This is a genomic window from Streptomyces sp. NBC_01283 (assembly GCF_041435335.1).
Taxonomy (GTDB): Bacteria; Actinomycetota; Actinomycetes; order Streptomycetales; family Streptomycetaceae; genus Streptomyces.
The window spans coordinates 435,473-456,187 of record NZ_CP108430.1; the positions used below are offsets into that span (position 1 = coordinate 435,473).

The 20,715-nt window shown below is 68.5% G+C and carries 21 protein-coding genes and 2 pseudogenes; 12 read left to right on the forward strand and 11 right to left on the reverse strand.

The window, feature by feature from the left end; genetic code table 11:
* Window positions 1-37: 37 nt before the first annotated feature.
* A complete protein-coding gene (locus OG302_RS01825; RefSeq protein ID WP_371525008.1) occupies window positions 38-586 on the reverse strand; it encodes a phosphatase PAP2 family protein in 549 nt (182 codons plus the stop codon).
* 325 nt (window positions 587-911) lie between these two features.
* Between OG302_RS01825 and OG302_RS01830 the strand changes: the two genes are divergently transcribed.
* The 3 genes from OG302_RS01830 to OG302_RS01840 all read left to right on the forward strand — a co-directional run bounded on the left by OG302_RS01830 (window position 912) and on the right by OG302_RS01840 (window position 2,760).
* Complete coding sequence (locus OG302_RS01830) at window positions 912-1,544, forward strand: hypothetical protein (RefSeq protein ID WP_371525009.1); 633 nt, start codon at window positions 912-914, stop codon at window positions 1,542-1,544.
* Between the two features lie 10 nt (window positions 1,545-1,554).
* On the forward strand, window positions 1,555-1,806 hold the full coding sequence (locus tag OG302_RS01835) for a WhiB family transcriptional regulator (protein WP_371525010.1): 252 nt from the start codon (window positions 1,555-1,557) through the stop codon (window positions 1,804-1,806).
* A 408-nt stretch (window positions 1,807-2,214) separates the two neighbouring features.
* Entirely contained in the window at window positions 2,215-2,760 is a 546-nt protein-coding gene (locus OG302_RS01840; RefSeq protein ID WP_371525011.1) for a DoxX family protein, read from the forward strand.
* 24 nt (window positions 2,761-2,784) lie between these two features.
* Here the strand turns inward: OG302_RS01840 and OG302_RS01845 are convergent, their stop codons facing one another.
* From OG302_RS01845 to OG302_RS01855, 3 genes and pseudogenes are all read right to left on the reverse strand, one after another.
* Window positions 2,785-3,033 (reverse strand): ABC transporter ATP-binding protein, encoded by a 249-nt coding sequence (locus OG302_RS01845; RefSeq protein WP_371525012.1) that lies wholly within the window; start codon window positions 3,031-3,033, stop codon window positions 2,785-2,787.
* Between the two features lie 18 nt (window positions 3,034-3,051).
* Window positions 3,052-3,105, reverse strand: a pseudogene (locus tag OG302_RS01850) (hypothetical protein); the annotation flags it as partial.
* A 296-nt stretch (window positions 3,106-3,401) separates the two neighbouring features.
* Complete coding sequence (locus tag OG302_RS01855; protein ID WP_371525013.1) at window positions 3,402-4,607, reverse strand: serine hydrolase domain-containing protein; 1,206 nt, start codon at window positions 4,605-4,607, stop codon at window positions 3,402-3,404.
* 166 nt (window positions 4,608-4,773) lie between these two features.
* On the opposite strand from OG302_RS01855, the gene OG302_RS01860 reads away from it, so the two are divergent.
* From OG302_RS01860 to OG302_RS01885, 6 genes are all read left to right on the forward strand, one after another.
* A complete protein-coding gene (locus OG302_RS01860; RefSeq protein ID WP_371525014.1) occupies window positions 4,774-5,298 on the forward strand; it encodes a SpoIIE family protein phosphatase in 525 nt (174 codons plus the stop codon).
* A gap of 109 nt (window positions 5,299-5,407) precedes the next feature.
* The gene (locus OG302_RS01865; RefSeq protein ID WP_371525015.1) at window positions 5,408-7,525 is read left to right on the forward strand and encodes an NB-ARC domain-containing protein; all 2,118 of its coding nucleotides are present in this window, start codon (window positions 5,408-5,410) and stop codon (window positions 7,523-7,525) included.
* Between the two features lie 316 nt (window positions 7,526-7,841).
* Window positions 7,842-8,582: a class I SAM-dependent methyltransferase gene (locus tag OG302_RS01870; RefSeq protein WP_371525016.1), complete on the forward strand. Its 741-nt coding sequence runs from the start codon at window positions 7,842-7,844 to the stop codon at window positions 8,580-8,582.
* 150 nt (window positions 8,583-8,732) lie between these two features.
* On the forward strand, window positions 8,733-9,254 hold the full coding sequence (locus OG302_RS01875; RefSeq protein WP_371525017.1) for a GNAT family N-acetyltransferase: 522 nt from the start codon (window positions 8,733-8,735) through the stop codon (window positions 9,252-9,254).
* A 377-nt stretch (window positions 9,255-9,631) separates the two neighbouring features.
* Window positions 9,632-9,997 (forward strand): DUF3662 domain-containing protein, encoded by a 366-nt coding sequence (locus OG302_RS01880; RefSeq protein WP_371525018.1) that lies wholly within the window; start codon window positions 9,632-9,634, stop codon window positions 9,995-9,997.
* A gap of 485 nt (window positions 9,998-10,482) precedes the next feature.
* Complete coding sequence (locus OG302_RS01885; RefSeq protein ID WP_371525020.1) at window positions 10,483-12,135, forward strand: methyltransferase domain-containing protein; 1,653 nt, start codon at window positions 10,483-10,485, stop codon at window positions 12,133-12,135.
* Window positions 12,136-12,354: 219 nt separating this feature from the next.
* Here OG302_RS01885 and OG302_RS01890 read toward each other — a convergent pair whose 3' ends face one another.
* Complete coding sequence (locus OG302_RS01890; RefSeq protein ID WP_371525021.1) at window positions 12,355-12,732, reverse strand: MerR family transcriptional regulator; 378 nt, start codon at window positions 12,730-12,732, stop codon at window positions 12,355-12,357.
* Between the two features lie 75 nt (window positions 12,733-12,807).
* Here OG302_RS01890 and OG302_RS01895 point away from each other — a divergent pair, with 75 nt between their 5' ends.
* Window positions 12,808-13,536: an SDR family oxidoreductase gene (locus OG302_RS01895; RefSeq protein WP_371525022.1), complete on the forward strand. Its 729-nt coding sequence runs from the start codon at window positions 12,808-12,810 to the stop codon at window positions 13,534-13,536.
* A 335-nt stretch (window positions 13,537-13,871) separates the two neighbouring features.
* Here OG302_RS01895 and OG302_RS01900 read toward each other — a convergent pair whose 3' ends face one another.
* The 3 genes and pseudogenes from OG302_RS01900 to OG302_RS01910 form a co-directional block, all read right to left on the reverse strand.
* The gene (locus OG302_RS01900) at window positions 13,872-14,204 is read right to left on the reverse strand and encodes a metalloregulator ArsR/SmtB family transcription factor (protein ID WP_363199308.1); all 333 of its coding nucleotides are present in this window, start codon (window positions 14,202-14,204) and stop codon (window positions 13,872-13,874) included.
* 175 nt (window positions 14,205-14,379) lie between these two features.
* Window positions 14,380-14,571, reverse strand: a pseudogene (locus tag OG302_RS01905) (hypothetical protein); the annotation flags it as partial.
* 323 nt (window positions 14,572-14,894) lie between these two features.
* Window positions 14,895-16,187 carry an ATP-binding protein gene (locus OG302_RS01910; protein ID WP_371525023.1) on the reverse strand — a complete coding sequence of 431 codons (1,293 nt, stop codon included), beginning with the start codon at window positions 16,185-16,187 and terminating at the stop codon, window positions 14,895-14,897.
* 531 nt (window positions 16,188-16,718) lie between these two features.
* Between OG302_RS01910 and OG302_RS01915 the strand changes: the two genes are divergently transcribed.
* Window positions 16,719-17,858: an AI-2E family transporter gene (locus OG302_RS01915; protein WP_371525024.1), complete on the forward strand. Its 1,140-nt coding sequence runs from the start codon at window positions 16,719-16,721 to the stop codon at window positions 17,856-17,858.
* Window positions 17,859-18,233: 375 nt separating this feature from the next.
* Here the strand turns inward: OG302_RS01915 and OG302_RS01920 are convergent, their stop codons facing one another.
* Together OG302_RS01920 and OG302_RS01925 are read right to left on the reverse strand one after the other, a co-directional pair.
* Window positions 18,234-18,650 carry an SRPBCC domain-containing protein gene (locus OG302_RS01920; RefSeq protein ID WP_371525025.1) on the reverse strand — a complete coding sequence of 139 codons (417 nt, stop codon included), beginning with the start codon at window positions 18,648-18,650 and terminating at the stop codon, window positions 18,234-18,236.
* Window positions 18,647-18,961, reverse strand: a complete 315-nt coding sequence (locus OG302_RS01925; RefSeq protein ID WP_371525026.1) for an ArsR/SmtB family transcription factor — start codon at window positions 18,959-18,961, stop codon at window positions 18,647-18,649. Before OG302_RS01925 ends, OG302_RS01920 begins: the two co-directional genes overlap by 4 nt.
* Window positions 18,962-19,296: 335 nt before the next feature.
* On the opposite strand from OG302_RS01925, the gene OG302_RS01930 reads away from it, so the two are divergent.
* Window positions 19,297-19,782, forward strand: coding sequence for a phospholipase (locus OG302_RS01930; protein WP_371525027.1), 486 nt, complete (start codon window positions 19,297-19,299; stop codon window positions 19,780-19,782).
* Between the two features lie 386 nt (window positions 19,783-20,168).
* On the opposite strand, the gene OG302_RS01935 is transcribed toward OG302_RS01930, so the two are convergent.
* On the reverse strand, window positions 20,169-20,579 hold the full coding sequence (locus tag OG302_RS01935; protein ID WP_371525028.1) for a VOC family protein: 411 nt from the start codon (window positions 20,577-20,579) through the stop codon (window positions 20,169-20,171).
* Between the last annotated feature and the right edge of the window lie 136 nt (window positions 20,580-20,715).

Here is a 20,715-nt window from a genome sequence, read left to right on the forward strand (position 1 = left end):
ATGCGGTTCCCCGAGGCCCGCACGGTCGATTCTCGAATTATGGCCAGTGGCGCAGCAGGAGCGCCGGGGCGTGGCGGGCGAGCCAGGCACTGGCCAGGCCGATGGCGGCTCCGGCGGCCACGTCGCTGGGGTAGTGGGCGCCCGACTGCACCCGTTCAAGGGCCACCATGGCGGTCGGCACCGCGCACAGCGCGCCCACGGCCGGCCAGATGGGGGCGGCAGCGGCGGTGAAGGCGACCGCGGCCGCGGTATGGCCGGAGGGGAAGGAGGAAGAGTCGGGACGGTCGGCGACCTCATCGTGCGGGATCCACTCCGCCGGCGGCCTGGGGCGGTCGGCGAGCTGCTTGCACAATCCGTTCGACACGAGCTGCGCCACCACCAGGGCCCCCAGCCCGGCCGCCGCGGCCTTACGTCCCCGCCACCCACCCAGCCAGGCCATGGCGACGGCGGCCCCGCACCACAGCTTCGTGCTCTCCGCGGACTCCTCCACCGCCGAGAGCACCTTGGCCACACCCGGCGGGATGCGCGAAGCCGCCCGTTGTGTCAGGACCCGGTCAGCCTCACTCACGCTTGTCAGCAACCTCATGCACTGCGGATATCCCCAAGCGGTGCCCGGTAAGCAGCCCAACGGGCACAATCGGTCGATCATCCGCCGGGCGATGGTCATGATTCGTCGGGTCGGCACAGTCCATCCTCGGACCCCTTTCTGGGTGTCGCGCGGCTCGGTGAGTGTGGGGCTCCTTGTGCGGCGACCGGACCGAAGTTTCGCAAGGCCCTGCGCCGGGAGGCGGTAGCGCCCTCGGCTGAGTGGTACCCGCCTGCCAGGGGCAGGACTTCAGGAGCGCGCGAGAGGAACGAGAGGAACCGAGGCATTCATCAGTGGGTCGGCATGGCGGGGATTTGGTGTGGCGGTGAACGAGAGCAGCGGCGTGGACCGGGCTCGGCAGTGGCTGGCGGTCTACCTCAATGACCATTTGGCCGGTGCCACAGCCGGAGTGGAGCTCGCCAAGCGGGTGGCCCGGGTCCATCAACACTCCGAGCACGGCCCCGGGCTCGGGAGCCTCGCCAACGACGTAGAGCTGGACCGGCAGTCGCTGCTGCGCTTCATGGAGCTGCTAGACGTTCCCGTCCGCCGCTACAAGGCTTACGAGGGCTGGGCGGCCGAGAAGGCGGGGCGGCTCAAGCTCAACGGCCGGCTGTTGCGGAGCGCCGCACTCAGCACTGCCATCGAGTTGGAGGGGCTGTTGCTCGTCGTGGACGGGAAGACGCTGCTCTGGCAGACGCTCGGCGCCGTCGCCACCCGGGACACACGCCTGGACCCCAAGCGGCTCGAGGAACTGCACAGCCGTGCGGTCCAGCAGCGCGAGACCCTGCGCGCTCTGCACATGGTGGCCGCCCAACGCCTCGCTTCACCTCAATTCGCCTCCGAAGGCGCTCCGTTGAGCGAGAGGATTCTCTTGCGTCCCGGCCGTCACTCCGAGGGCATACCGTTTCATCCGGCCGGCGAGGGGCACTCGGCGGCACATGGATGTGTTGCCGCTTGACCAGAAGTGGATGAGCAAGGCTGCCTGCGCGGACACAGATCCCGAACTCTTCTTCCCGGTAGGGCAGGCTGGGCCGGCGCTGGCGGACCAGGCAGCCGCCCGCGAGATCTGTGCTCGGTGCCCCGTCACGTATGAGTGCCGCGAGTACGCGATGGAGGCGGGGGAAGCCGCAGGGGTCTGGGGCGGGCTGACCGAAGAGGAACGGGCGCGCAAACGCCGCCCGTCCAAACGCCGCCCCGCCAAGCAACGGGCCAACCGGTAATGAGGACGCGCGTGACGGCATGGCCTGCCGCACCGCGCCCCGGCAGACCTGGCCGACGGCGGGCACGCCGCGGCCCGTGAGGTCCTTCCGGGCCGCCCGGTATGAGGACGGGCCTTTTGCCGGCCGGGCGCCAGGGGGGACATGAGCACGAAGGTGTGAGAACGCCGTCGGCCGGATGGCGACCACCGGCTCTGCCGAGTTCGGGGATGGTGTTGCCCGTCCGCCATGCCTCGACAGCGGACACCACAGGGTCTGGGCAGCGCAAGCCCGCAAGAAACGCGGGGACGCTGCAAGGCTGCGGGTGCCAGCCAGGCTCCCGGGACAGTCAGGCGAACAGCCCAAGACACAGGGATTGATCTCTCCGCGTGAAAGCTGTCTGAGTATCCGTATCGGGGGAAGCCGGAAGGCATGGCTGTTCTCAGGAAATGCGCACGTCCCTTGCTCGCTTCCGTCTTCCTTTCGGGAGGTCTCAGTACCCTCCGGGACCCCAAGCGCGTGGCCTCCGCCGCGGAGCCGGTCGCAGTCCCGCTGGGTTCCCGGATACCGCGGCTCACGGAGGACCCCGAACGCCTGGTCCGTATCAACGGTGCGGTGCAGGTCGGTGCCGGCATGATGCTGGCCACCGGGCGGCTTCCGCGCGCCGCCGCGCTCGCGCTGGCCGGTTCCCTGGTGCCGACGACCCTGGCCGGGCACGCCTGGTGGAAGGAGGAGGACCCGGAACGGCGAGCCGCCCAGCGCACCCAGTTCATCAAGAACCTCTCGCTGCTCGGCGGCCTGCTGCTCGCGGCGGCCGACACGCACGGCAAACCCTCCGTGGCCTACCGCAGCCGCGCGGCCGCGAAGTCCGGCGCGTCCCGCGGCCGTACCGCAGCCAAGTCCGGTCGCCATGCCGCGCGCCACACCGGGCGCGCGGCCACGGGCGCGCTGAGCGGTGCGGTCAAATCCCTCCGGTAGTGGCAATCAAGGCCGAGCCGGCCCCTACACCCTTCGGCGCGGCTTCCAGCCCTGCTTCGGGACTGACTCGATCAGGCGCCGCGTGTAGGGGTGCTGTGGGTCGTCGCTGATGTGCCGGACGGCCCCGAGGCCGTGCGTGATGACCAGCAGCACGGTCCCGGTGGTCGCCCGCACATCGGTCCCGGTGGTCGCCCGCACATCGGCGAGCAGGGCGGGGACCTGTGCCTGGATCGATACGTCCAGCACCGCGATCGCCTCGTCGAGGATCAGCACCTGCGGTTGGCCTGCCAGCGCGCGGGCGATGGCGACGCGCTGCCGCTGGCCGCCCGACAGCGCTTTCGGCAGAGCCCGTACCTACGGCCTCCAGGCCGACGATGTCGACCAACTCCACCACTGGGCAGCGGAGTTCGTCTTGGGCATGGATCGGTGAAGCTGGACCGCCTCGACGACAGCCTCGCGCGCACGCCGGCGACGGTCGAGTGCGGGCCCTGGAAGATCATCAGCAGGTGGCGGAACGCGGCGCTCTGGGCGCGGGTGGCCTCGGGCAGGTGTCATCCTGCACCGAGACCACACCGCCCGGCGCGTGACGACACGGTGTCTTCACCGAGGAGGGGCCAAGGGCCGACAGGCCCTCCACACGGTCACTTCCGCTTGCACAAGGCGTCGTCGAGGAGCTCGTCGGCGCGGACGTCACGGTCGTCCGTGTTGAGGTTGGTGGAGCGCATCATGACGACGCCCCGCTCCCCCTTGCCGACGAAGCCGTTGGCGTTGAGGTGGCCGAGGGTGGTCCCGCCATGCCCCCAGTACCCGCCTCCGCAGCTCAGCGGCCGCCAGAAGATGCCGAGGCCCATCCTCTCCTGCGTATCGAGGCCCTCCCTCGGCGCAGGCACCGTCGTCTTCATCTCCTTCAGCTGCTTCGGCTTGAGCAGTTCGCCGCCGAGCAGCCCCCGCCAGAAGCGCGTGAGGTCCTTGGATGTGGTGACGAGGTCACCTGCCGAGTCGCCCCAGCTCATGTTGACCTCGGTGCTTTCGACCAGCGGACCCCCGGGCTTGAACTGCTGGTAGCTGTTGGCGTGGGGCCACGGCAGGCCGAAGTCGGCGCGTTCGCGCGCGGAGTAGGTGTGCTTGAGGCCGAGGGGCTTGATGATCAGGGTGCGGACCTCCTCGCTCCAGTTCCGGCCCGTCACCTTCTCGATGATCATCCCGGCGAGTACGTAGTTGGTGTTGGAGTAGTTCCAGCCCTTGCCGGGCTCGAACGTGGGCTTGTCCCGCATGGCGAACCGGACCAGGTCGCGCGGCTTGAAGGCATCGAAGCGGTGCTTCTGGAATTCACCCTCGTCGAAGATGCCCGGCAGGTGAGGGACGTAGTCGGGCAGGCCGCTGGTGTGCTGGAGCAACTGCCGCACGGTGATGCGCTTCCCGTCATTGCCCTGCCCCTCGACCACCCCGGGCAGCCAGTCGTCGACCATGTCGTCGAGCCGGACGCGGCCCTCGGCCTCCAGCTGCAGCATGACCGTGGCGACGAAGGTCTTGGTGTTGCTGCCCATCCGGAAGTAGCCGTCGTGCGGAACCTTCCGGCCGGTGCCGCGTTCGGCGGTGCCACTGCGCACGGAGATACGGCTCTTGCCGTCCACCAAGGCGGCCTGGGCGCCGACCACTCCGTCCTTCTGGACGATGTCGTCCAGATCCCGCTGCAGGGCCGCCCGCCCCGCACCCGTCGACCGCCCGTCCTGCTGGGCCCAGGCCGTGGAGAGCGGCATCGCCAGGGTCACCGTGACGGTGGCCGCGGCCACCGCACCCAGAGCGACTCTGCGGCACGTAGGGGCGAAGTTTCGTATGTAGGCCATGGTGGCTGTCTCATCTCGCTCGTCGAACGCCCGACGGGGCACAACTGACCTATGTGTCACGGGTGTTGCGGCATCGGACGGGTGGGCCGCGCCGTGCGGCCTTCCAAGATCATTGCCTCATGGAAGGGCACTGCGCGGCCATGGCGGAGCCCCCCGACCAGGAGGTATGGACAACCCCACCCCCATGGGGGTGGGGTCAGGGGTGGGGCGGCACGTCAGCGACGGGCTTCTTGCCCTCGTCGGCGTCGGCGTCGGCGTCGGCGTCGGCGTCGGCGTCGGCGTCGGCGTCGGCGTCGGCGATGAACTCGCGGAGACCGTGGACGCCTTGGGTCAGCTGGATGACGCACCACTCCACCGGCCCAGAGCGCGTGTGCAGGCCGTCCTGCTCACCCCCGAGCAGTGCATGCTGCTCTACACCGAAGGTCTCACCGAGGCCCGGGACGCGCACGGCACCCCGCTGGCCCTCGACCGCCGGGTCCGGGCCGCGCTGAGCGCCCTCACCCTCGACGAGGCCCTTGCGAACCTGGTCGACCTCGTCGACCACCACTCGGCCGCCCACGGCGGCGACGGCCACGACCTCACCCTGCTGTTCGTCCAGCCCACCGCCGGCCTGCTGATGGGACCGGTGCTCCCCGTACCGAAGAACGACGACGTACCGAGCGCGCCACAGGGCAACCTCGGTCGGTCGTGATCGGGCGGCGACGCTTCCGGTCACTTTCGTGCCGACCGTCCCGCGGCCCGAGCACAGCCGCCATACTGCCGCCCCACGGCGGGAGAGCAAGGAAAGGAAGGGTGCGACCATGCGTCGGCAAGGAGCGGGGAACCTCACCTCGGAGACACGTGAGTTGTACGGCCGACAGCAGGAACTGGCGCAGATCCGGCGGCTGTTCGACAACGGCGCCCGGCTCGTGACGCTGGCCGGGGTCGGCGGGGTGGGCAAGACCCGGCTCGCACTGCGGGCCGCGCATGAGGTGCAGCCGTCCTTCCGGGACGGTGTGTGGTGGGTGGAGCTCTCGTCGCTGCGCCGAGGCGCGCTGCTCGCACACGCCGTCTCCGAGGTCCTTGCGCTGGTGGATCAGACGACGCGGCCCATGATCGATGTGCTGGCCGACTACCTGGCGGGGCGCGAGGTGCTGCTTGTCCTGGACACCTGCGAGCACCTGGTCCACGAGTGCGCACTGGCCGCCGAGGTCCTGCTGCGGGCCGCGCCGGGACTGCGGATCCTGGTCACCAGCCGCCGCCCCCTGGGCATCCACGTGGAGCGGCCGCTGACCGTCGCCCCACTGCCCGTACCCGAAGGCGAAGGCGCGGCATTCGGTGGTGCGGACGCGATGGCCCTGCTGGCCGACCGGGCCGCCGAGGCGGTGCCCGGCTTCGCGGTCACCGACGCCAACCGGCCCGATCTCGTACGCCTGTGCCGCTCCCTGGACGGCCTCCCGCTCGCCATCGAACTGGCTGCGGCCCGCCTGCGAGACCTGTCCGTGGCCGAGCTGACCGAGAAGCTGGACGACCGCTTCGCCGTCCTGGGTACCACCGACGAGGTGGTGGGCGACACCGAGCCGCCCTGGCACCAGGCACTGCGCACCGCGATCGGCTGGAGCCACGAACTGTGCACCCCGGCCGAACGGCTGCTCTGGGCCCGCCTTTCCGTCCTCGTCGGCGGCTTCGACGCCGAGGCCGCCCGGGCGGTCTGCGCCGACGCGCGCCTTCCCGAGCGGGCGATCCCGGGGCTGCTCGCCTCCCTGACGGACAAGTCGGTCGTGATGTGGGAGCCGACCGGCGGTGGCGAGCGCTACCGGATGCTCGACACCATCCGCGAGTTCGGCGCCGCCTGGCTGCGCGGTCTCGGTGAGGAGTCCACGCTGCGCCACCGGCACCGGGACTACTTCCGGGCGCTGGCCCAGGCCGCGGATGCCGCCTGGATGGGGCCGGACCAGATCGCCTGGCACGACCGGACGACCGCCGAACACGCCAATCTCCGCGCCGCCCTTGACTTCTGCCTCGCCGAGCAGGACGGGCCCAGTGGGCTGCAGATGGCCGGGGCACTGTGGTTCTTCTGGTACGCCTGCGGCTTCGCCCAGGAGGGTGAGTATTACCTCGACCGGGCCCTGGACCTGGATCCGGCCTCCGGACCGGACCGCGCCAAGGCCCTGTGGGCCCGCGGTATGGTCGGCCAGACCGTGGGTGACATGGAGACCGGCCTCCGCCTCGTCGACACCTTCCGGGAGGTCACGGCCGACGAGGCCGATGAGACCGTCCCGGCCGCTGCTGCCATTCTCGAGGGCGCCTGTCTCGCGTTGAGCGGTCGGCAGACGCGGGCGGCCGAGGCGCTCGACACGGCGCCGTGCACCCCGCCGCCCCCCGGGCGCTACGACGCGGCGTGGTCCCTCGTCCAGGTCGCCCGGTCCTTCGTCCACATCCAGCTCGGGGAGGTCGCCGAGGCCGCGGTCGTCGCGGACCGTCTCTGCGTCGTATGCGACGACCACGGCGAGACGCATGCCCGCGCCTGGGGCGACCTCCTCCGCGCCCTCGCCGCGCTGGCCCTGGGACGGGCGGCAGAGGCCGAAGCCCATGCCCGCGACGCCCTGGACGGCAAACGCCGCGTCCGCGACAGCCTCGGCATCGCCATGGCCCTCGACGCACTCGCCTCCGCGGTGCTCTCGTCCGGGCACGCCGAGCGAGCCGCCCAGCTCCTCGGCACCGCCGACCGGGTATGGCAGACCCTCGGTTCCCCCCAGATGGGGGCACCCGAACTCGTCGCCGCCCGCCAGGCGTGCGAGGCGCAGGCCCGTCAGGCCATCGGCGACGACACCTATGAGACCACCTTCCGTGCCGGCTACGACAGCGACCCCGACGTCGGCATCAACCATGCCCTCCACACGCCCGGGACCGCCCCACCGGACCTTGAGATCGACTGACCACAGCGCCATGGAGTCTGGTGGCAGACGACTTCAACTCAGTTACGCGAGAGTGGTGTTGGTGTCGAAGCCGGAACAGAGGTATGCCGCTGGCCAGGCAAACCGCTTTCTCCCGGTTGACGGCCAAGGAGCTCGTAGCCCTTGGACAGTCTTCGGTACCGCACCAGCCGGGCGAACCTCCGCCCGATCACCCGACGACCACCCAACGACGCGGACCCACCGCAAGTCCCGCACTCCCGGGTGGGCGTCCAGGCGAGGGCCGGGCAGTGCCCTAATCGTGTTGACCGCCCCCGGCAGGCAGTGCTGGAGTCGGCACGTGGACAGCATCCCCGCCAACCGGCGGCTCTGGAACCAGATCAGCGACGCCTACCAGCACAAGCACGACCCGCAAATCGGCGCCGCACCCCGGCTGTGGGGCATGTACTCCATCCCCGACGCGCACCTGCATGCGCTGGGCGACGTCACCGGCAAGCGCGTCCTCGAGCTCGGCTGCGGTGCCGGCCAGTGGTCCAGGGCGCTCGCCGCCGAGGGCGCCACCGTGGTCGGGCTCGACCTGTCCGAAGCCCAACTCGCCGCAGCAGCCCGCGCGATGGGAGCGGCCCGCTACCCGCTGGTGCAAGGCGCCGCCGAACAACTCCCCTTCGCCGCCGATAGCTTCGACCTGGTGTTCTGCGACTTCGGTGGGCTCAGCTGGGCGCCTCCGCACCTGGCCGTCCCGCAGGCCGCACGCGTCTTGAGCCGAGGCGGGCGGCTGGTGTTCAACGTCGCCAGCCCATGGTTCGAAGCTTGCTACGACGAAGCCGCCAGCCGCGTGACCACCACGCTGCAGCAGGACTACTTCGGGCTGAACACCATCGCCGAAGACGTCGGCGCGACCAGCTATCAGCTCACCTACGGCGACTGGGTCAAGGTCCTGCGCGGCGCGGGTCTCATCATCGACGACCTCATCGAGCCGCGGCCCGAGCTCGGAACACCCAACGGCTACAACGAAACCGACCCACCTGACTGGGCACATCGCTGGCCGGCGGAACTACTCTGGGTAACCCACAAACCGTGAGTTCCGCCGCGCCGAGACGTGAAGGCATCCCCTCGCCGGGCGGACTCTACGACGTTTCGTCAAAGTCTCGCTGGGCAGGTGTGCGGCCGACGCGGGTTTGCGCGATGCTCCCCGCACTGGAACACATCGCGTGCATGCGAGAATTGCTGGATGGGCCCGATTACTGACTCCGCGCCAATCACCCTGCGCCCTGCGAGCGGTGAACTACGGAGCTCCGTCGAGCAGTTGGCCCAGTTGTACCGCCACGACATCTCGGAGTTTCTCGGCCACCTCCCGGCGGCCGACGGGAGGTTCGGGTTCAGCAGCCTGCCGCTGTTCTTTGATGAGCCGGGGAGGGAAGCCCTGCTGATCCAATACGGTACGACGCCGGGCGGTTTCATCCTGACCCGTACGACGCTCGAGGGCGAGACCTCGATCTCCGCGTTCTTCGTCGTACGGGCGCTGCGCAGGCGCGGCGTCGGTCGGCAGGCCGCCCTTCATCTGCTGCGCTCCCGGCCCGGTGCCTGGGCGATCGCTTTCCAGGAGGCCAACGCAGGCGCTGCTCGATTCTGGCGTGGAATCGCCACGGCTGCCGTGGGCTCCGCCTGGCACGAGGAGACCCGCCCCGTTCCCCCTCCGACCCCTGAGAACCTGCCGGACGACCATTGGATCTTCCTGAACACGGGCGCATAGGCTTTGCCGGTACGGGTCCTGGGCCGCGCTGCACACCCGCTTCCGCCGGTGGGCCAGGGACGGCACCTTCGAGCGGATGCTTCGGGAAGGCCAGGCGCGGGCTGATGCGGCCGTGAGATCGACTGGCTGGTGTCGGTCGACTCCAACATCGTCCGAGCCCACCAGTACGCTGCCGGGGCCCGACGAGGGGGCGCAAAAACCCGGCACCCTGGCGCTCCAGAGGTGGACTGCGGCCTGCGCCTCAGCGGGAAGCCGACCTCACCCCCGAGCCGCGCATCCACATCACCGCTCAGCGAGCGGCAAGCGGCGAGTCGATCCCAGCACCCGCCGGCGTGCGTGCATCACGTCTCGTCGGGCACCCGATCGGTATGGGAATCATGAGCAACGTGGAGAACGCCCTGGAGAAGTGGACCGACCCGCTGTGGGAGCGTGTGCTGCCTGGGCAACGGGACCAGCCAGAAGTTCTGGCCGAACTTCGCCAGACATGCGACGACAATACGATCATCGTCGATCGGGAATGCATCCTGGCGCCCAACACATACACACTTGAGCTGCCGCCAGATTCTCACCGGCGACTGGCCCCATACAAGGCGCAAGTGCAACGCCAGCTCGACGCTCAGGTCTGCCGGCACGCGGCGGAACAGGGTTACACGTTTCCAGGCCCGGTTTCTGTGCACATTCATGCCGCTTCCGACGGCGCTGTCGAACAATTTCGCCTGTCCAGCGGGGTCGATCCCACCTGACAGCAGCGATCACGCCCCATAAGACCAGCGAGCAGCCTCGCACCCGGCTCACGGCGGACTCCGCGCCAGAGGGATGGCGAAGACCCGTGCTGCGTTCGTGACGCGGCGCCCAGCACATGAGCCGCGCTTGGCCAGAATGCCGAACAGGCCACATTGCACGACGAATTGAAGATCTGTTATGCACAGCCCCCTCCCCCGCCACCCCGGCCGACTGTCGACGAAACGGTGATTCGCCCGCGACTGTCCTATATGCGAGGGGGCCGGAATCCTCCGCTGTGCGAAATAATCTTTAGGCGGTAAAGGCGCTGGCCAAGGCGGTTTTTCGCGACAGTCCGCTCCCGTATACGAACTTCGCAGGCATGAGACCGCACGGTCCTGGATAGCGATCCGCTCAGACCGCGCGGCTCTCAAGGCCTGGAGCCCTGTGCCGCCTTGGGGTGCCGCGCCAGGGCAAGATTCCTCATAGCTGAAGGGTCTCCATCATCGTGCAACCGGCTCAAGAGTTCGGCGACAACCCTGTCGAAGTACGCGAAACCGGGCACTACACGGAGGAGTACGTCCCCAGCTTCGTCGAAAAATGGGACTCCCTCATAGACTGGGAGAAACGAGCGGAAAGCGAAGGCAATTTCTTCATCGACCTCCTGCGAAAATGGGGGGTGCGGAGCGTACTCGATGTCGCGACAGGCACGGGCTTTCATTCCGTAGCCCTGCTTTCCGCCGGATTCGAGACCGTCAGCGCGGACGGCAGCGCGGAGATGCTGGCGCGGGCCTTCGAGAATGGTACGCAGCAGGGAGGACACATCCTGCGGGTTGTGCAAGCGGACTGGCGATGGCTCAACAGAGACGTCCACGGCGAGTACGACGCCATCGTCTGCCTCGGAAACTCCTTCACGCATCTCTTCTCGGAGCGTGACCGGCGCAAGGCTCTGGCCGAGTTCTACGCGATGCTCAAGCACGACGGAATTCTCGTACTGGACCAGCGCAATTACGACGCGATCCTGGACGATGGGTACACCAGCAAGCACCGGTACTACTACTGCGGCGAAGACGTCATCGTAGAGCCGGAGTATGTCGATGAGGGCCTGTGCCGTATGCGGTACAGCTTCCCCGACAACTCGATCTACCACCTCAACATGTTCCCGCTGCGGAAGAACTACACCCGGCGCCTCATGTCCGAGGTGGGCTTCCAGCACATCGAGACCTACGGCGACTTCCAGCACACCTATCGGGGTGAGCAGCCGGACTTCTTCGTGCACGTCGCGGAGAAGGAGTACCGGATGGAGAACGAGACACCGTACAAAGGCGCGGTCGGCACCGCCCGCAGCTACTACAACTCACCCGACGCCGACACCTTCTATGCCACGGTGTGGGGCGGCGAGGACATTCATATCGGCCTCTACGAGAGCCCCGTGGAGCCCATCGCGACCGCCAGCCGGCGGACCGTCGAGCGGATGGCGTCGAAGCTGGAGTTGACCCGGGATTCGGTGGTGCTCGATCTCGGTTCCGGGTTCGGCGGTTCCGCGCGGTACCTGGCGCAGACGTACGGCTGCCGGGTCCTTGCCCTCAACCTCAGCGAGGTGGAGAACCAGCGCCACAAGGAGCGCAACTCGGCCCGCGGACTCACCGACAGGATCGAGGTCGTCGACGGGTCCTTCGAGGACATCCCCTACCCGGACGACCAGGTCGACGTCGTCTGGTCCCAGGACGCCTTCCTGCACAGCGGCAACCGGGTCCAGGTCCTCGAAGAGATCGCGCGGGTACTGCGGCCCGGCGGCCACCTCATCTTCACCGACCCCATGGCGGCCGCGGACGGCGCCTGCACCGACGTGCTGCAGCCGATCCTCGACCGAATCCACCTGGACGACATGGGCTCGCCCGGCTTCTACACGCGCGAGCTCGCCCGGCTCGGGTTCACCGCCGTCGACGGTGGTTTCGAAGAGCACCGCGAACAACTGGTGAACCATTACACGCGTGTCCTCGAGGAGACCGAACGCCAAGAAGCCGAAGGGCTGGCCAGGAAGATCAGCCACGACTACCTCGCCCAGATGAAGAAGGGACTCGGCCACTGGATCAACGGTGGCAGCGAGGCTCACCTCACTTGGGGAATCTTCCATTTCAGGCTCGGCGGCAACGGCTGAGCCCGAGCCGGCCGGACAACTGAACGGTCCTTCTCTCGACCGTCGTCTGTCGCCGATGCCCGAACGCGGGGTCGGTGACAGGCCGGCGGCAGAAGTCCGTCGGCCATGGACCAGAACGGTTCGCCCCCATGGACGTGCCCGATCGGTAGCCGCCCAGCGGCGGACCGAGTACTCGTACTCCAGCCCTAGATCGCTGGTGCGGCGTCCGGCCGACCGCGCCTACGGGTGCGTGTCCGTGATCGCGATGACCTCGTCGAGGCGAGCCAGGGCAGCCCGCAGGTCGTCGATCTTGGCTTGGACGCGGTCGCGCTCGGCGCGCAGCATGGTTCGTTGCTCGGCGTCGGTGTGTCCGGAGTCCCAGCACGGAAGGAGTTCCGTGATCCGTCGGCTGGTCAGGCCGGCGGCGAACATCTGCTGGAAGAAGCGGACCCGGGCGATGGCGTCCTGCCGGTAGAGGCGCTGGCCGGATGGGCTGCGCTCCGCGATGAGCAGCCCCTGCTGCTCGTAGTAGCGCACGGCGCGCACCGAGACGCCGGCACCCCGTGCCACTTCGCCGATGCGGATCAGCCGCTCGGCCGCGGCCTCGGTGACGGTCATGGTGATTCCTCTCGCCCCGGCCCTGAGGACCAGCACTTGCCCCTGACGTTAACGTCAGGTTTTAGCGTACCGGTCATGGACATCAACAACTCAGTTGCCCTTGTCACTGGAGCCAACCGCGGCCTGGGCCGCGCCTTCACCCAGCGCCTGCTCGAACGGGGCGCCCGCAAGGTCTACGCGACGGCCCGCCGGCCGGAGGCCGTGGACCTGCCCGGGGTCGAGGTGCTGCCCCTCGACATCGCCGATCCCGCATCCGTGAAGGCCGCCGCCGAGGCCGCCCCGGACGTCTCGCTGCTCATCAACAACGCGGGGATCCAGACGGGGACCGATCTGGTGACCGGTTCGCTGGACGCGGTGCGGCACGAGCTGGAGACCAACATGTTCGGCCACCTGGGAATGATCCGGGAGTTCGCGCCGGTGCTCGCCAGGAACGGCGGGGGCGCGATCGTCAACGTCCTCTCCGCCATGTCGTGGTTCGGAGGAAAGGGCGCCAATGCCTACCACCTGACCAAGGCCGCCGCTTGGGCCATGACCAACGGCGTCCGCCTGGAGCTCGCCGAGCAGGGCACGCTCGTGACAGCGGTGCACCTCGGCCTGGCCGACACCGACATGGCCGCGGGCTGGCCCGTGGACAAGATCGCGCCGTCGGACCTGGCCGAAGCGGCGCTCGAGGGTGTCGAGGCGGGCTCCGCCGAGGTCCTCGCCGACCAGTGGAGTCGGGACGTCAAGTCCCGGCTGCCGCTGACGCCGGAAGAGTTCAACGCCGCAATGGACCGTGCCCTGGCGGCGCTGACGGCGGCCTGAGAGGTTCCTCGGGCCGCGCTGACTTCGGTCGGTTGCTTCTGAGATCGGCCAATCAATACTCCAGCCGCAGTTGTGGATCTTCATGTTGTGGCTCATCCGCGCGTTCGCGACCGTCTTCGACAAACGGCGCCCGCGCAGCTCGACGCCTGGATCCGCCGGGCCCGTACCTTCGGCGTCGCTCAACTGGGCAGCTTCTCAGGCGGACTTCTCGCCGATCTCGACGAGGTCGCCGCGGCCGTACCCCTGCCCTTCAGCTCGGGCGTCGCCGAAGGAAGGATCACGGACCTGAAACGAATCAAGAGGCAGATGGCCGGCCGACTTCGTCGACGCTGCGTTTACCTCTCGGCATCCTGGAGCTCGGCCAGCAGAGCGCTCTGACCGGCGAGGAGTTCGGTGAGGATGCGACGTGCCGCCCGCAGGAGTTCGGCGACATCGCCTCCGGCCAGGGCGTAACTGACCGAGGTGCCCTCGCGGATGGAGACAACGATTCCGGACCGGCGCAGCACGGCGAGCTGTTGGGAGAGATTGGACGGTTCAATGTCGATGTCGGTGAGCAGATCCCGTACGGACACCGGCCCGTTCTGCAGCAGCTCCAGAACACGGATGCGCACAGGGTGGCCGAGCATGCGGAAGAACTCTGCTTTGACCTGATAGAGGGGGCGCTGCACGGGATCGCTCACTTCCCTGACTCGGATAAGGCTGCGGACGGGCGCGGCGGCCCGGCCGCCCGGTGCACCGTCCGATTCTTTACCCGCCGGGGCACAGAAGCCGAGAGTTCGACAGATGCAGACAAAGAGACTTGAAGAACTCTGCAACTAGCGGGCAAAAATCAGGCGCCGGAGCTCAGAGCTCCAGTTGCTCCTCGGCGCGCTTGACGTGATGCCGTGCCATGGCGAGGTTCGACCGGCCCTTGTCGATGACGAGGTAGATGAACAGCCCGTTCCCGGACCTCCCGGCAACTGGGCGGATGAGGTGGTACTGGGTGCCCAGGGTGATCAGGATGTCCTCGATCTTGTCCTTGAGACCGAGCATCTGTTACATCGACGACCGGGCCTTCAAAGTGGCACGAGGGGAGTTCCATCTAGCCCGCCGACAGTTGACCGCCGGCCGGTCACGGCTATCTGGCCTTCGAAGGAGCGTACGGAAACACGGGTGAGGCGGCGGAGACCGCCTACCTGGTCAGGACCGCGTACTGGGTGTAGCGCTCCGAGGCCAGGAGAAACTGACACCCGGCAGCCAGCCACTGCCTGAAGACCTACCGGCGCCGCACACCGGCAGCGAGCAGCCGGAGCGGGACACCGCACACCACCGGCCAGAGCCCCCGGAAACCGAGCGAGTCTCCGGGGGTTCGTGCTGGGTCAGAACCGGGCATGCGTGGTGATGTCCGACTCGAATTGGTCGATCATCTGAGGCGTCACCGTGGGACGGCACTGGGCGATCGCGTCCACATAGTCCGCCGTGCTCGCGCCCGGCAATGCCTCCGCGGCGGCCGCCTGCCCGCCGACCGCGACCAGATCGCGCTCGAAGGAGCTGTGGGCGGCGATCCGCGCAGCGTGTTCGATGTCAGCGGGCGTGAACAGCTCGCTCGCTGTCACCAGTTCGTCGATGTCCACCTCCGCTCGCCCGTCCGTGTAGCGCGCCCAGATCGCCGCCCGGGCGGCCTTGTCCGGCGTACCGATCGGGATCAGGTAGTCGAACCGACCGGGACGCAAGAAGGCAGGATCCAGGGAGCGGATCGAGTTCGTCGCACACACCAGGAGCCGCTCGTCGCCCTCTCGGAAGCCCGGGATGAGCTTGAGCAGTTCGTTGGTCACCCCGTGCACCCCGCCGGGCTGCGCCGGTTCCTGCCGGACCGGGGCGATCTCCTCGACCTCGTCGATGAAGACCAGGACGCGTTCCAGCTCGGCGATCGCCGCGAACGCGGAGCGCAGCGCGGCCGCCAGATTGCCCCCATCCGCCAGCCGTGAGGGCAGGATCTCCACGAACGGCCAGCCGAGCCGCGAGGCGATCGCACGCGCGAAGGTCGTCTTGCCCGTCCCCGGCGGCCCGAACAGGCCCACCGCGCGCGGCGGTCGCACACCGTGCAGAGCCGCACGCTCCGGCTCGGCCAGCGGAAGCACGACCCGCCGTTCGATCAGGTCCTTCTCCCGCTCCATGCCGACGACCTTGGCCCACAGGTCAGCGGGCAACAGCCGGCCACCGAGATCGTCGAGAAGGCTGGCGGCGGGCCCGTGCACCGGCTCGACCTTCTCGAAGTAGGCGACGGCGGGCCGCCTGGTGTAGCCCGCGTTGAGGAGTCCATCGCCGAAAAGGTCCTCCTCGGGCAGGACATAGGAAATCCGCCCGACCCGCGCGGCGACCAGGCGGCGCTCCAGCTCTACCAGCAGTGCGCTGGCCAGGCCGCGCCCCCGCCAGGACGGGGCAATCGCGATCCGCATCACCCAGGCCCGCTCCCCCGCCACACAAGCCAGGGCCGTCCCGATGGGTACGCCCTGGTGGACAGCGACGACGCCCGGCTGGCGTGATGTCAGGGCACTGATGCACTCCGCCACGGAGAAGACGGATTCCTGGCCGAGCTCGGCAGTGGTGTCCATCAGGTGGACCACTGCGGCGAGATCGCTCTCGCGGTAGTCATGGATCAGCCAGTTCACAGGGGCCGCCCCTCGATCGTTGTGTTGTCGCGCCGGTGCGGCGAGGCTAGAGGCGGGGGAGGTCACCGGTCGTGTGCCACTGTGCACAAGGCGCGAGGGGACGATGCTACGAACCGTCACTGGGCGCAGGGGCGCCGAGCGTGCACGACGTCGCCGGCCTGCCGTGCCCCGCACTTCCGACCGCGAGGCGTTGTGGTCACCTCCACAGCGCCCTGCCCTCCTCGTGTTCGCGGGCGCGGGGCGCGGGGCGCGGGCGCGGTAGGCGATCATGCGGCGCAGGAGTGCTGTGGGCACCGGACTTGCGGTCGCCGCCCAGCGCACAGCCTTCGACGCCCAAAGCGGGCAAGGTTCCAACCGGCGCCAACACAACATCCACCTCCTGCCGGAGTACTACGGCCAGGTGGAGTCTGGACGCGAGACGGTCGACGTCGCTGCTGAGCACCGCGGACTTCGAACGCATCGACCCCGACGACCGCGCGAGAACCTGTTGGCGGCCTCCGCTATTGCTGACGTATCAATAGGGTGTCCCCCATGCCTGCCACGCTGAGTTCCACTAAAACCGCTGCCGCGCTCCGCAGATCGGCACGGGTCTCCGTCGAGTTGCTGCTGGTTCTTGTCGCCGCCATGGCGGCCCTGTGGATTCTCGGTCGGATGTGGTCGGTCCTCTGGCCGCTCATAGTGGGCCTCTTGCTCACCACACTGACGTGGCCTCTGGCCCACTTCCTACGCCGACGCGGCTGGCCCCCCGCCCTGGCCGCCTCGGTGGTGACCGTGCTGTTCCTCCTGGCCGCCGCGGGCATCGTGGCGCTGATCGCCGTGCCGGTGGCCTCCGAGTCCGGCGAACTGACCGACGGCGTGACCGAAGGTATCGAGAAGTTGCGCCAGTGGGCCGCCGGGCCACCCCTCAACATCGGCGACGCCCAGATCTCAGGCGGAGTCGACTCGGCGACCGCGCAGATCAAGGACAGCGTCGGCAGCATGGTGACCACTCTCTTCACAGGAGTGAGCACCGTGTTGAACGGGGTGGTCACCGCGATCCTGGCACTCTTCTTGATGTTCTTCTTCCTCAAGGACGGCCCGCGCTTCCTTCCGTGGCTCGCCCGTCAGCTCCCCGGCCGGCTCGCCACCGACATCCCGATCGTGGCGGCGCGCAGCTGGGACACTCTGGGCGCATTCGTACGTTCCCAGGCCTTCGTCGGCATGCTCGACGCGATCTTCATCGGTCTGGGCCTGTGGATCCTGAGTGTGCCCCTCGTGCTCCCGCTGGCGGTACTGACCTTCGTATCGGCGTTCGTGCCGATCGTGGGCGCCCTGTTCGCCGGCTTGGTGGCGGTGCTCATCGCTTTGGTGTCCAACGGTCTGACAGACGCGCTGATCGTGCTGGTGATCATCGTCGTGGTGCAGCAACTCGAGGGCAACGTGTTCCAGCCGATCATCCAAAGTCGGGGGCTGGGCCTGCACGCGGGAGTGATCCTGCTGGCGGTCACACTGGGCGCGAACCTGGCCGGCGTCGTGGGCAGCCTGCTCGCGGTACCGGTAGCGGCGCTGATCGCGGTGGTCTGGAACTATCTGCGCGAGCAGCTCAGCGACCCACCACAGGAGCCCGCGGCCGACGACACACCCCCCGCTTCCACGCCCCCTCCCAACTCCCCCTCCCATCCTCAGCCTTGATGGGGATTCACGTTTGGACTCTGACCGGAGTTCCACCGGCGGCCCGACGACACGGTGTCCGGGGCGTCGGGCGAGAGCCCAGCGGGCGCACTCCTCTTGCGAGCGAAGTCTCGCCGAACGGCCGCTGACCGGGCAGACGTTGCAGGTCTGGCTTCGAGTGTTGCGGTTGTTCTGCTACCGGCCGTCCTGTCGACGAAATACCTTCGGCGAACGGCATCGACGCTCCAGCCTCGGCACGAAGCAGTGGCTTCGTGCGGTCGCCGTCGAGTTGGGCGGCAGAGCCGGTGAACGGCCGTGCGGTTCAACTGCGCTGATGAACGGCCGTGCGGTTCAACTGCACTGAACCGGCTCGGCTGACTCATCGCGCGGTGCGGGTCAGGCGGTGGCGGCCAGGGTCTGGGCAAGGTTGTCCAGGACGTGGGGCCAGCCGTTGCCCATGCCCGCGAGAGCCTGTCGTCCCATCGGGGAGTCGAGGTCGAAGCCCGCGTGGGTCAGGACGAGGCGGGTGCCGCCGTCTTCGGGGTGCAGGGTCCAGGTGATGGTGGTGTCGAGGACGCCCTCGGCGAACCGGTAGGCCAGCAGACGCTCGTCGTCCACCTCTGTCACCTCGCAGGACTGGTGGCCGAAGTTGTTGCCCATGTCGAAGGTGAAGCGGTGTCCGACGACGGGCTTGACATCTCCGGCGGCCCACCAGCGGGCATGAAGCTCGGGTTCGGTCAGGGCCTTCCACACCGCCGCCGGGGGGTGGGGGAGGAACTTCTCGCAGGTGATCGTGTCGTTTTCGGTCGTCACGTTCCGTCTTCCTCGTCCAGGAGATCGGACAGCGCCTCAAGACGCTGTTTCCAGTAGTGCTCGAACGGATGCAGCCACTCGCTCACCTCGGCCAGCCGGGCCGGTTCGAGGTGGTGGAAGCGGTGTCGACCACGCGGCTCCTCCCGTACCAGCCCAGCGTTACGAAGCACCGCCAGATGCTCGGAGACGGCGGGCCGCCCGAGCTCGAACATCCCGGCCAGCTCACCAGTGGAGCGAGGCCCGGAACGCAGGCTTTCGAGCAGTTTGCGGCGTACCGGATTAGCCAGCACGCCGAACACATCCGTAGGCATCACGACAGCATGTGTCGGAGAAACCCGACGCGTCGACTTTCTCCGACACATTCACGGGCGGGACCCAGACGCCTGTCTGGATCCCGCAAGCGCGCAGGCCAGGGCCATCATGCCCCAGGCAGGACAGGCATTGCCGTCTGCGCACACACCCTCACCGCCACCATCCGAGCCGACACGGATGCCGCTCCGACAGCGCGCAGCCCACTGCCGATGTCGCCCCAAACCCCTGTCGGTCAAACGGAGTTCACGCGAACGCCTCGTTTGTTGAAGTGCCAACTGTGGGAATGACAGAGCTTGTTGAGACGGAAGTGTCATCCCCCCCCACAGGAGGCCCCATGCGCCCTCGACTGACCGCTCTCGCCGTAAGCACAGCTGCCCTCACCCTGGCCATGGGAGTGGCTGCCGCCCCCGCGTCCGCCGTGCCCGCTGACAAGGCGCAGGTGCTCAGCCAGTGGACCCAGACCGACGCGGGCAGTTACAACGCCTGGGTGTCGGCCAATGCCAACCAGGGGGCCTGGAGCGCGTACCAGTTCAACTGGTCCACCGACTACTGCTCCAGCTCGCCCGACAACCCCCTCGGCTTCCCCTTCAAGACGTCCTGCGCCCGGCACGACTTCGGGTACCGCAACTACAAGGAGGCGGGCACCTTCAGCGCCAACAAGGCCCGCGTCGACAGCGCCTTCTACGAGGACCTGAAGAGAGTGTGCGCTCGGTACAGCGGCGCGACGCAGACCACGTGCAACGGGACGGCCTGGACCTACTACCAGGCCGTCGACAAGCTCGGCTTCTCCGGCGTTGTGGGCGACGGGGCCACCATCTGACCCGTCGCTCATCTGCACGAAGGGCGGTGACCGCGTGCGGGTCACCGCCCTTGCTCTGCCCCACGGCCGCGGCAGGCCCGCCCCCGGAGGCTGCCTACCTGCTGGAGTGCAATGTGCTCACGGTCCGCGCGGCGGCCCGGCGCCTCCACGGCGGCGCGGTCAAGCCTGCCGGACGCCTCACGCCTGGGGCGTTCGGCCAGGGTGTGCGGCGACAACGACCGTGCCGCGCCGGCACGGCGCTGGACGTCTCCGAAGTACCGGAACCACCCGCAACGCGCCCAGACCACCACCGACGCCATCGGCGAGGCCGTCGCCCAGGCCATGAAAGCCATGCCCCATCAACGCGACCGGATACGACAGTCAGCAACCAACCTCGTCCAAGCCGATTAGCTGGCCTTGGGCCACGTCGGGCCCTGGTCGGTCCAGACGACACCCTTGTTGCGGCACAGGCAGAAGGGGTGGCCGATCGGGTCGGTGTAGACCTGCCAGCCGTAGCCGTTGGGGCCGATGAAGTCCTGCCTCAGCGTCGCGCCGAGGTCGAGGACGCGGCGCTGCTCGGACTCGATCTCGTCCACTTCGAAGTCGAGGTGGAACTGCTTGGGGTGCTCGGTGTCGGGCCACTGCGGAGCGCGGTAGTCCTCGACCCGGATGAATGCCAGCTCGATCTCGCCGAACTGGATGCCGGCCCAGTCCTCGGAGCTGCCTTCCTTGATCGGACGGCCCGTCACCTCGGAGTAGAAAGCCGCCAGCTTCATCGTGTCCGGGCAGTCGATAATGAAATCGGTGAGTCGCAGCATCCCGCGATCTTGCCACAGGCTCACACCTGACTTCGAGGAAAGCCTGAGCAAAGCCGGTCCGCAACGCCTCCGCGGCCCTCCCCCTCTCCCACCGCGAGCGCAGGCAACTCACCAGGTTCCCCTAGCCGAGCCTGCC

Bases quoted from the DNA above. Each gene is read 5' to 3' on its own strand.
- OG302_RS01880 (WP_371525018.1), top strand. From the start codon at position 9,632: ATGAGCAACGTGGAGAACGCCCTGGAGAAGTGGACCGACCCGCTGTGG.
- OG302_RS01875 (WP_371525017.1), top strand. From the start codon at position 8,733: ATGGGCCCGATTACTGACTCCGCGCCAATCACCCTGCGCCCTGCGAGC.
- OG302_RS01925 (WP_371525026.1), bottom strand. From the start codon at position 18,961: ATGCCTACGGATGTGTTCGGCGTGCTGGCTAATCCGGTACGCCGCAAA.
- OG302_RS01825 (WP_371525008.1), bottom strand. From the start codon at position 586: ATGAGGTTGCTGACAAGCGTGAGTGAGGCTGACCGGGTCCTGACACAA.
- OG302_RS01890 (WP_371525021.1), bottom strand. From the start codon at position 12,732: ATGACCGTCACCGAGGCCGCGGCCGAGCGGCTGATCCGCATCGGCGAA.
- OG302_RS01915 (WP_371525024.1), top strand. From the start codon at position 16,719: ATGCCTGCCACGCTGAGTTCCACTAAAACCGCTGCCGCGCTCCGCAGA.
- OG302_RS01840 (WP_371525011.1), top strand. From the start codon at position 2,215: ATGGCTGTTCTCAGGAAATGCGCACGTCCCTTGCTCGCTTCCGTCTTC.
- OG302_RS01935 (WP_371525028.1), bottom strand. From the start codon at position 20,579: ATGCTGCGACTCACCGATTTCATTATCGACTGCCCGGACACGATGAAG.
- OG302_RS01895 (WP_371525022.1), top strand. From the start codon at position 12,808: ATGGACATCAACAACTCAGTTGCCCTTGTCACTGGAGCCAACCGCGGC.
- OG302_RS01835 (WP_371525010.1), top strand. From the start codon at position 1,555: ATGAGCAAGGCTGCCTGCGCGGACACAGATCCCGAACTCTTCTTCCCG.
- OG302_RS01930 (WP_371525027.1), top strand. From the start codon at position 19,297: ATGCGCCCTCGACTGACCGCTCTCGCCGTAAGCACAGCTGCCCTCACC.
- OG302_RS01855 (WP_371525013.1), bottom strand. From the start codon at position 4,607: ATGGCCTACATACGAAACTTCGCCCCTACGTGCCGCAGAGTCGCTCTG.
- OG302_RS01860 (WP_371525014.1), top strand. From the start codon at position 4,774: ATGGACAACCCCACCCCCATGGGGGTGGGGTCAGGGGTGGGGCGGCAC.
- OG302_RS01865 (WP_371525015.1), top strand. From the start codon at position 5,408: ATGCGTCGGCAAGGAGCGGGGAACCTCACCTCGGAGACACGTGAGTTG.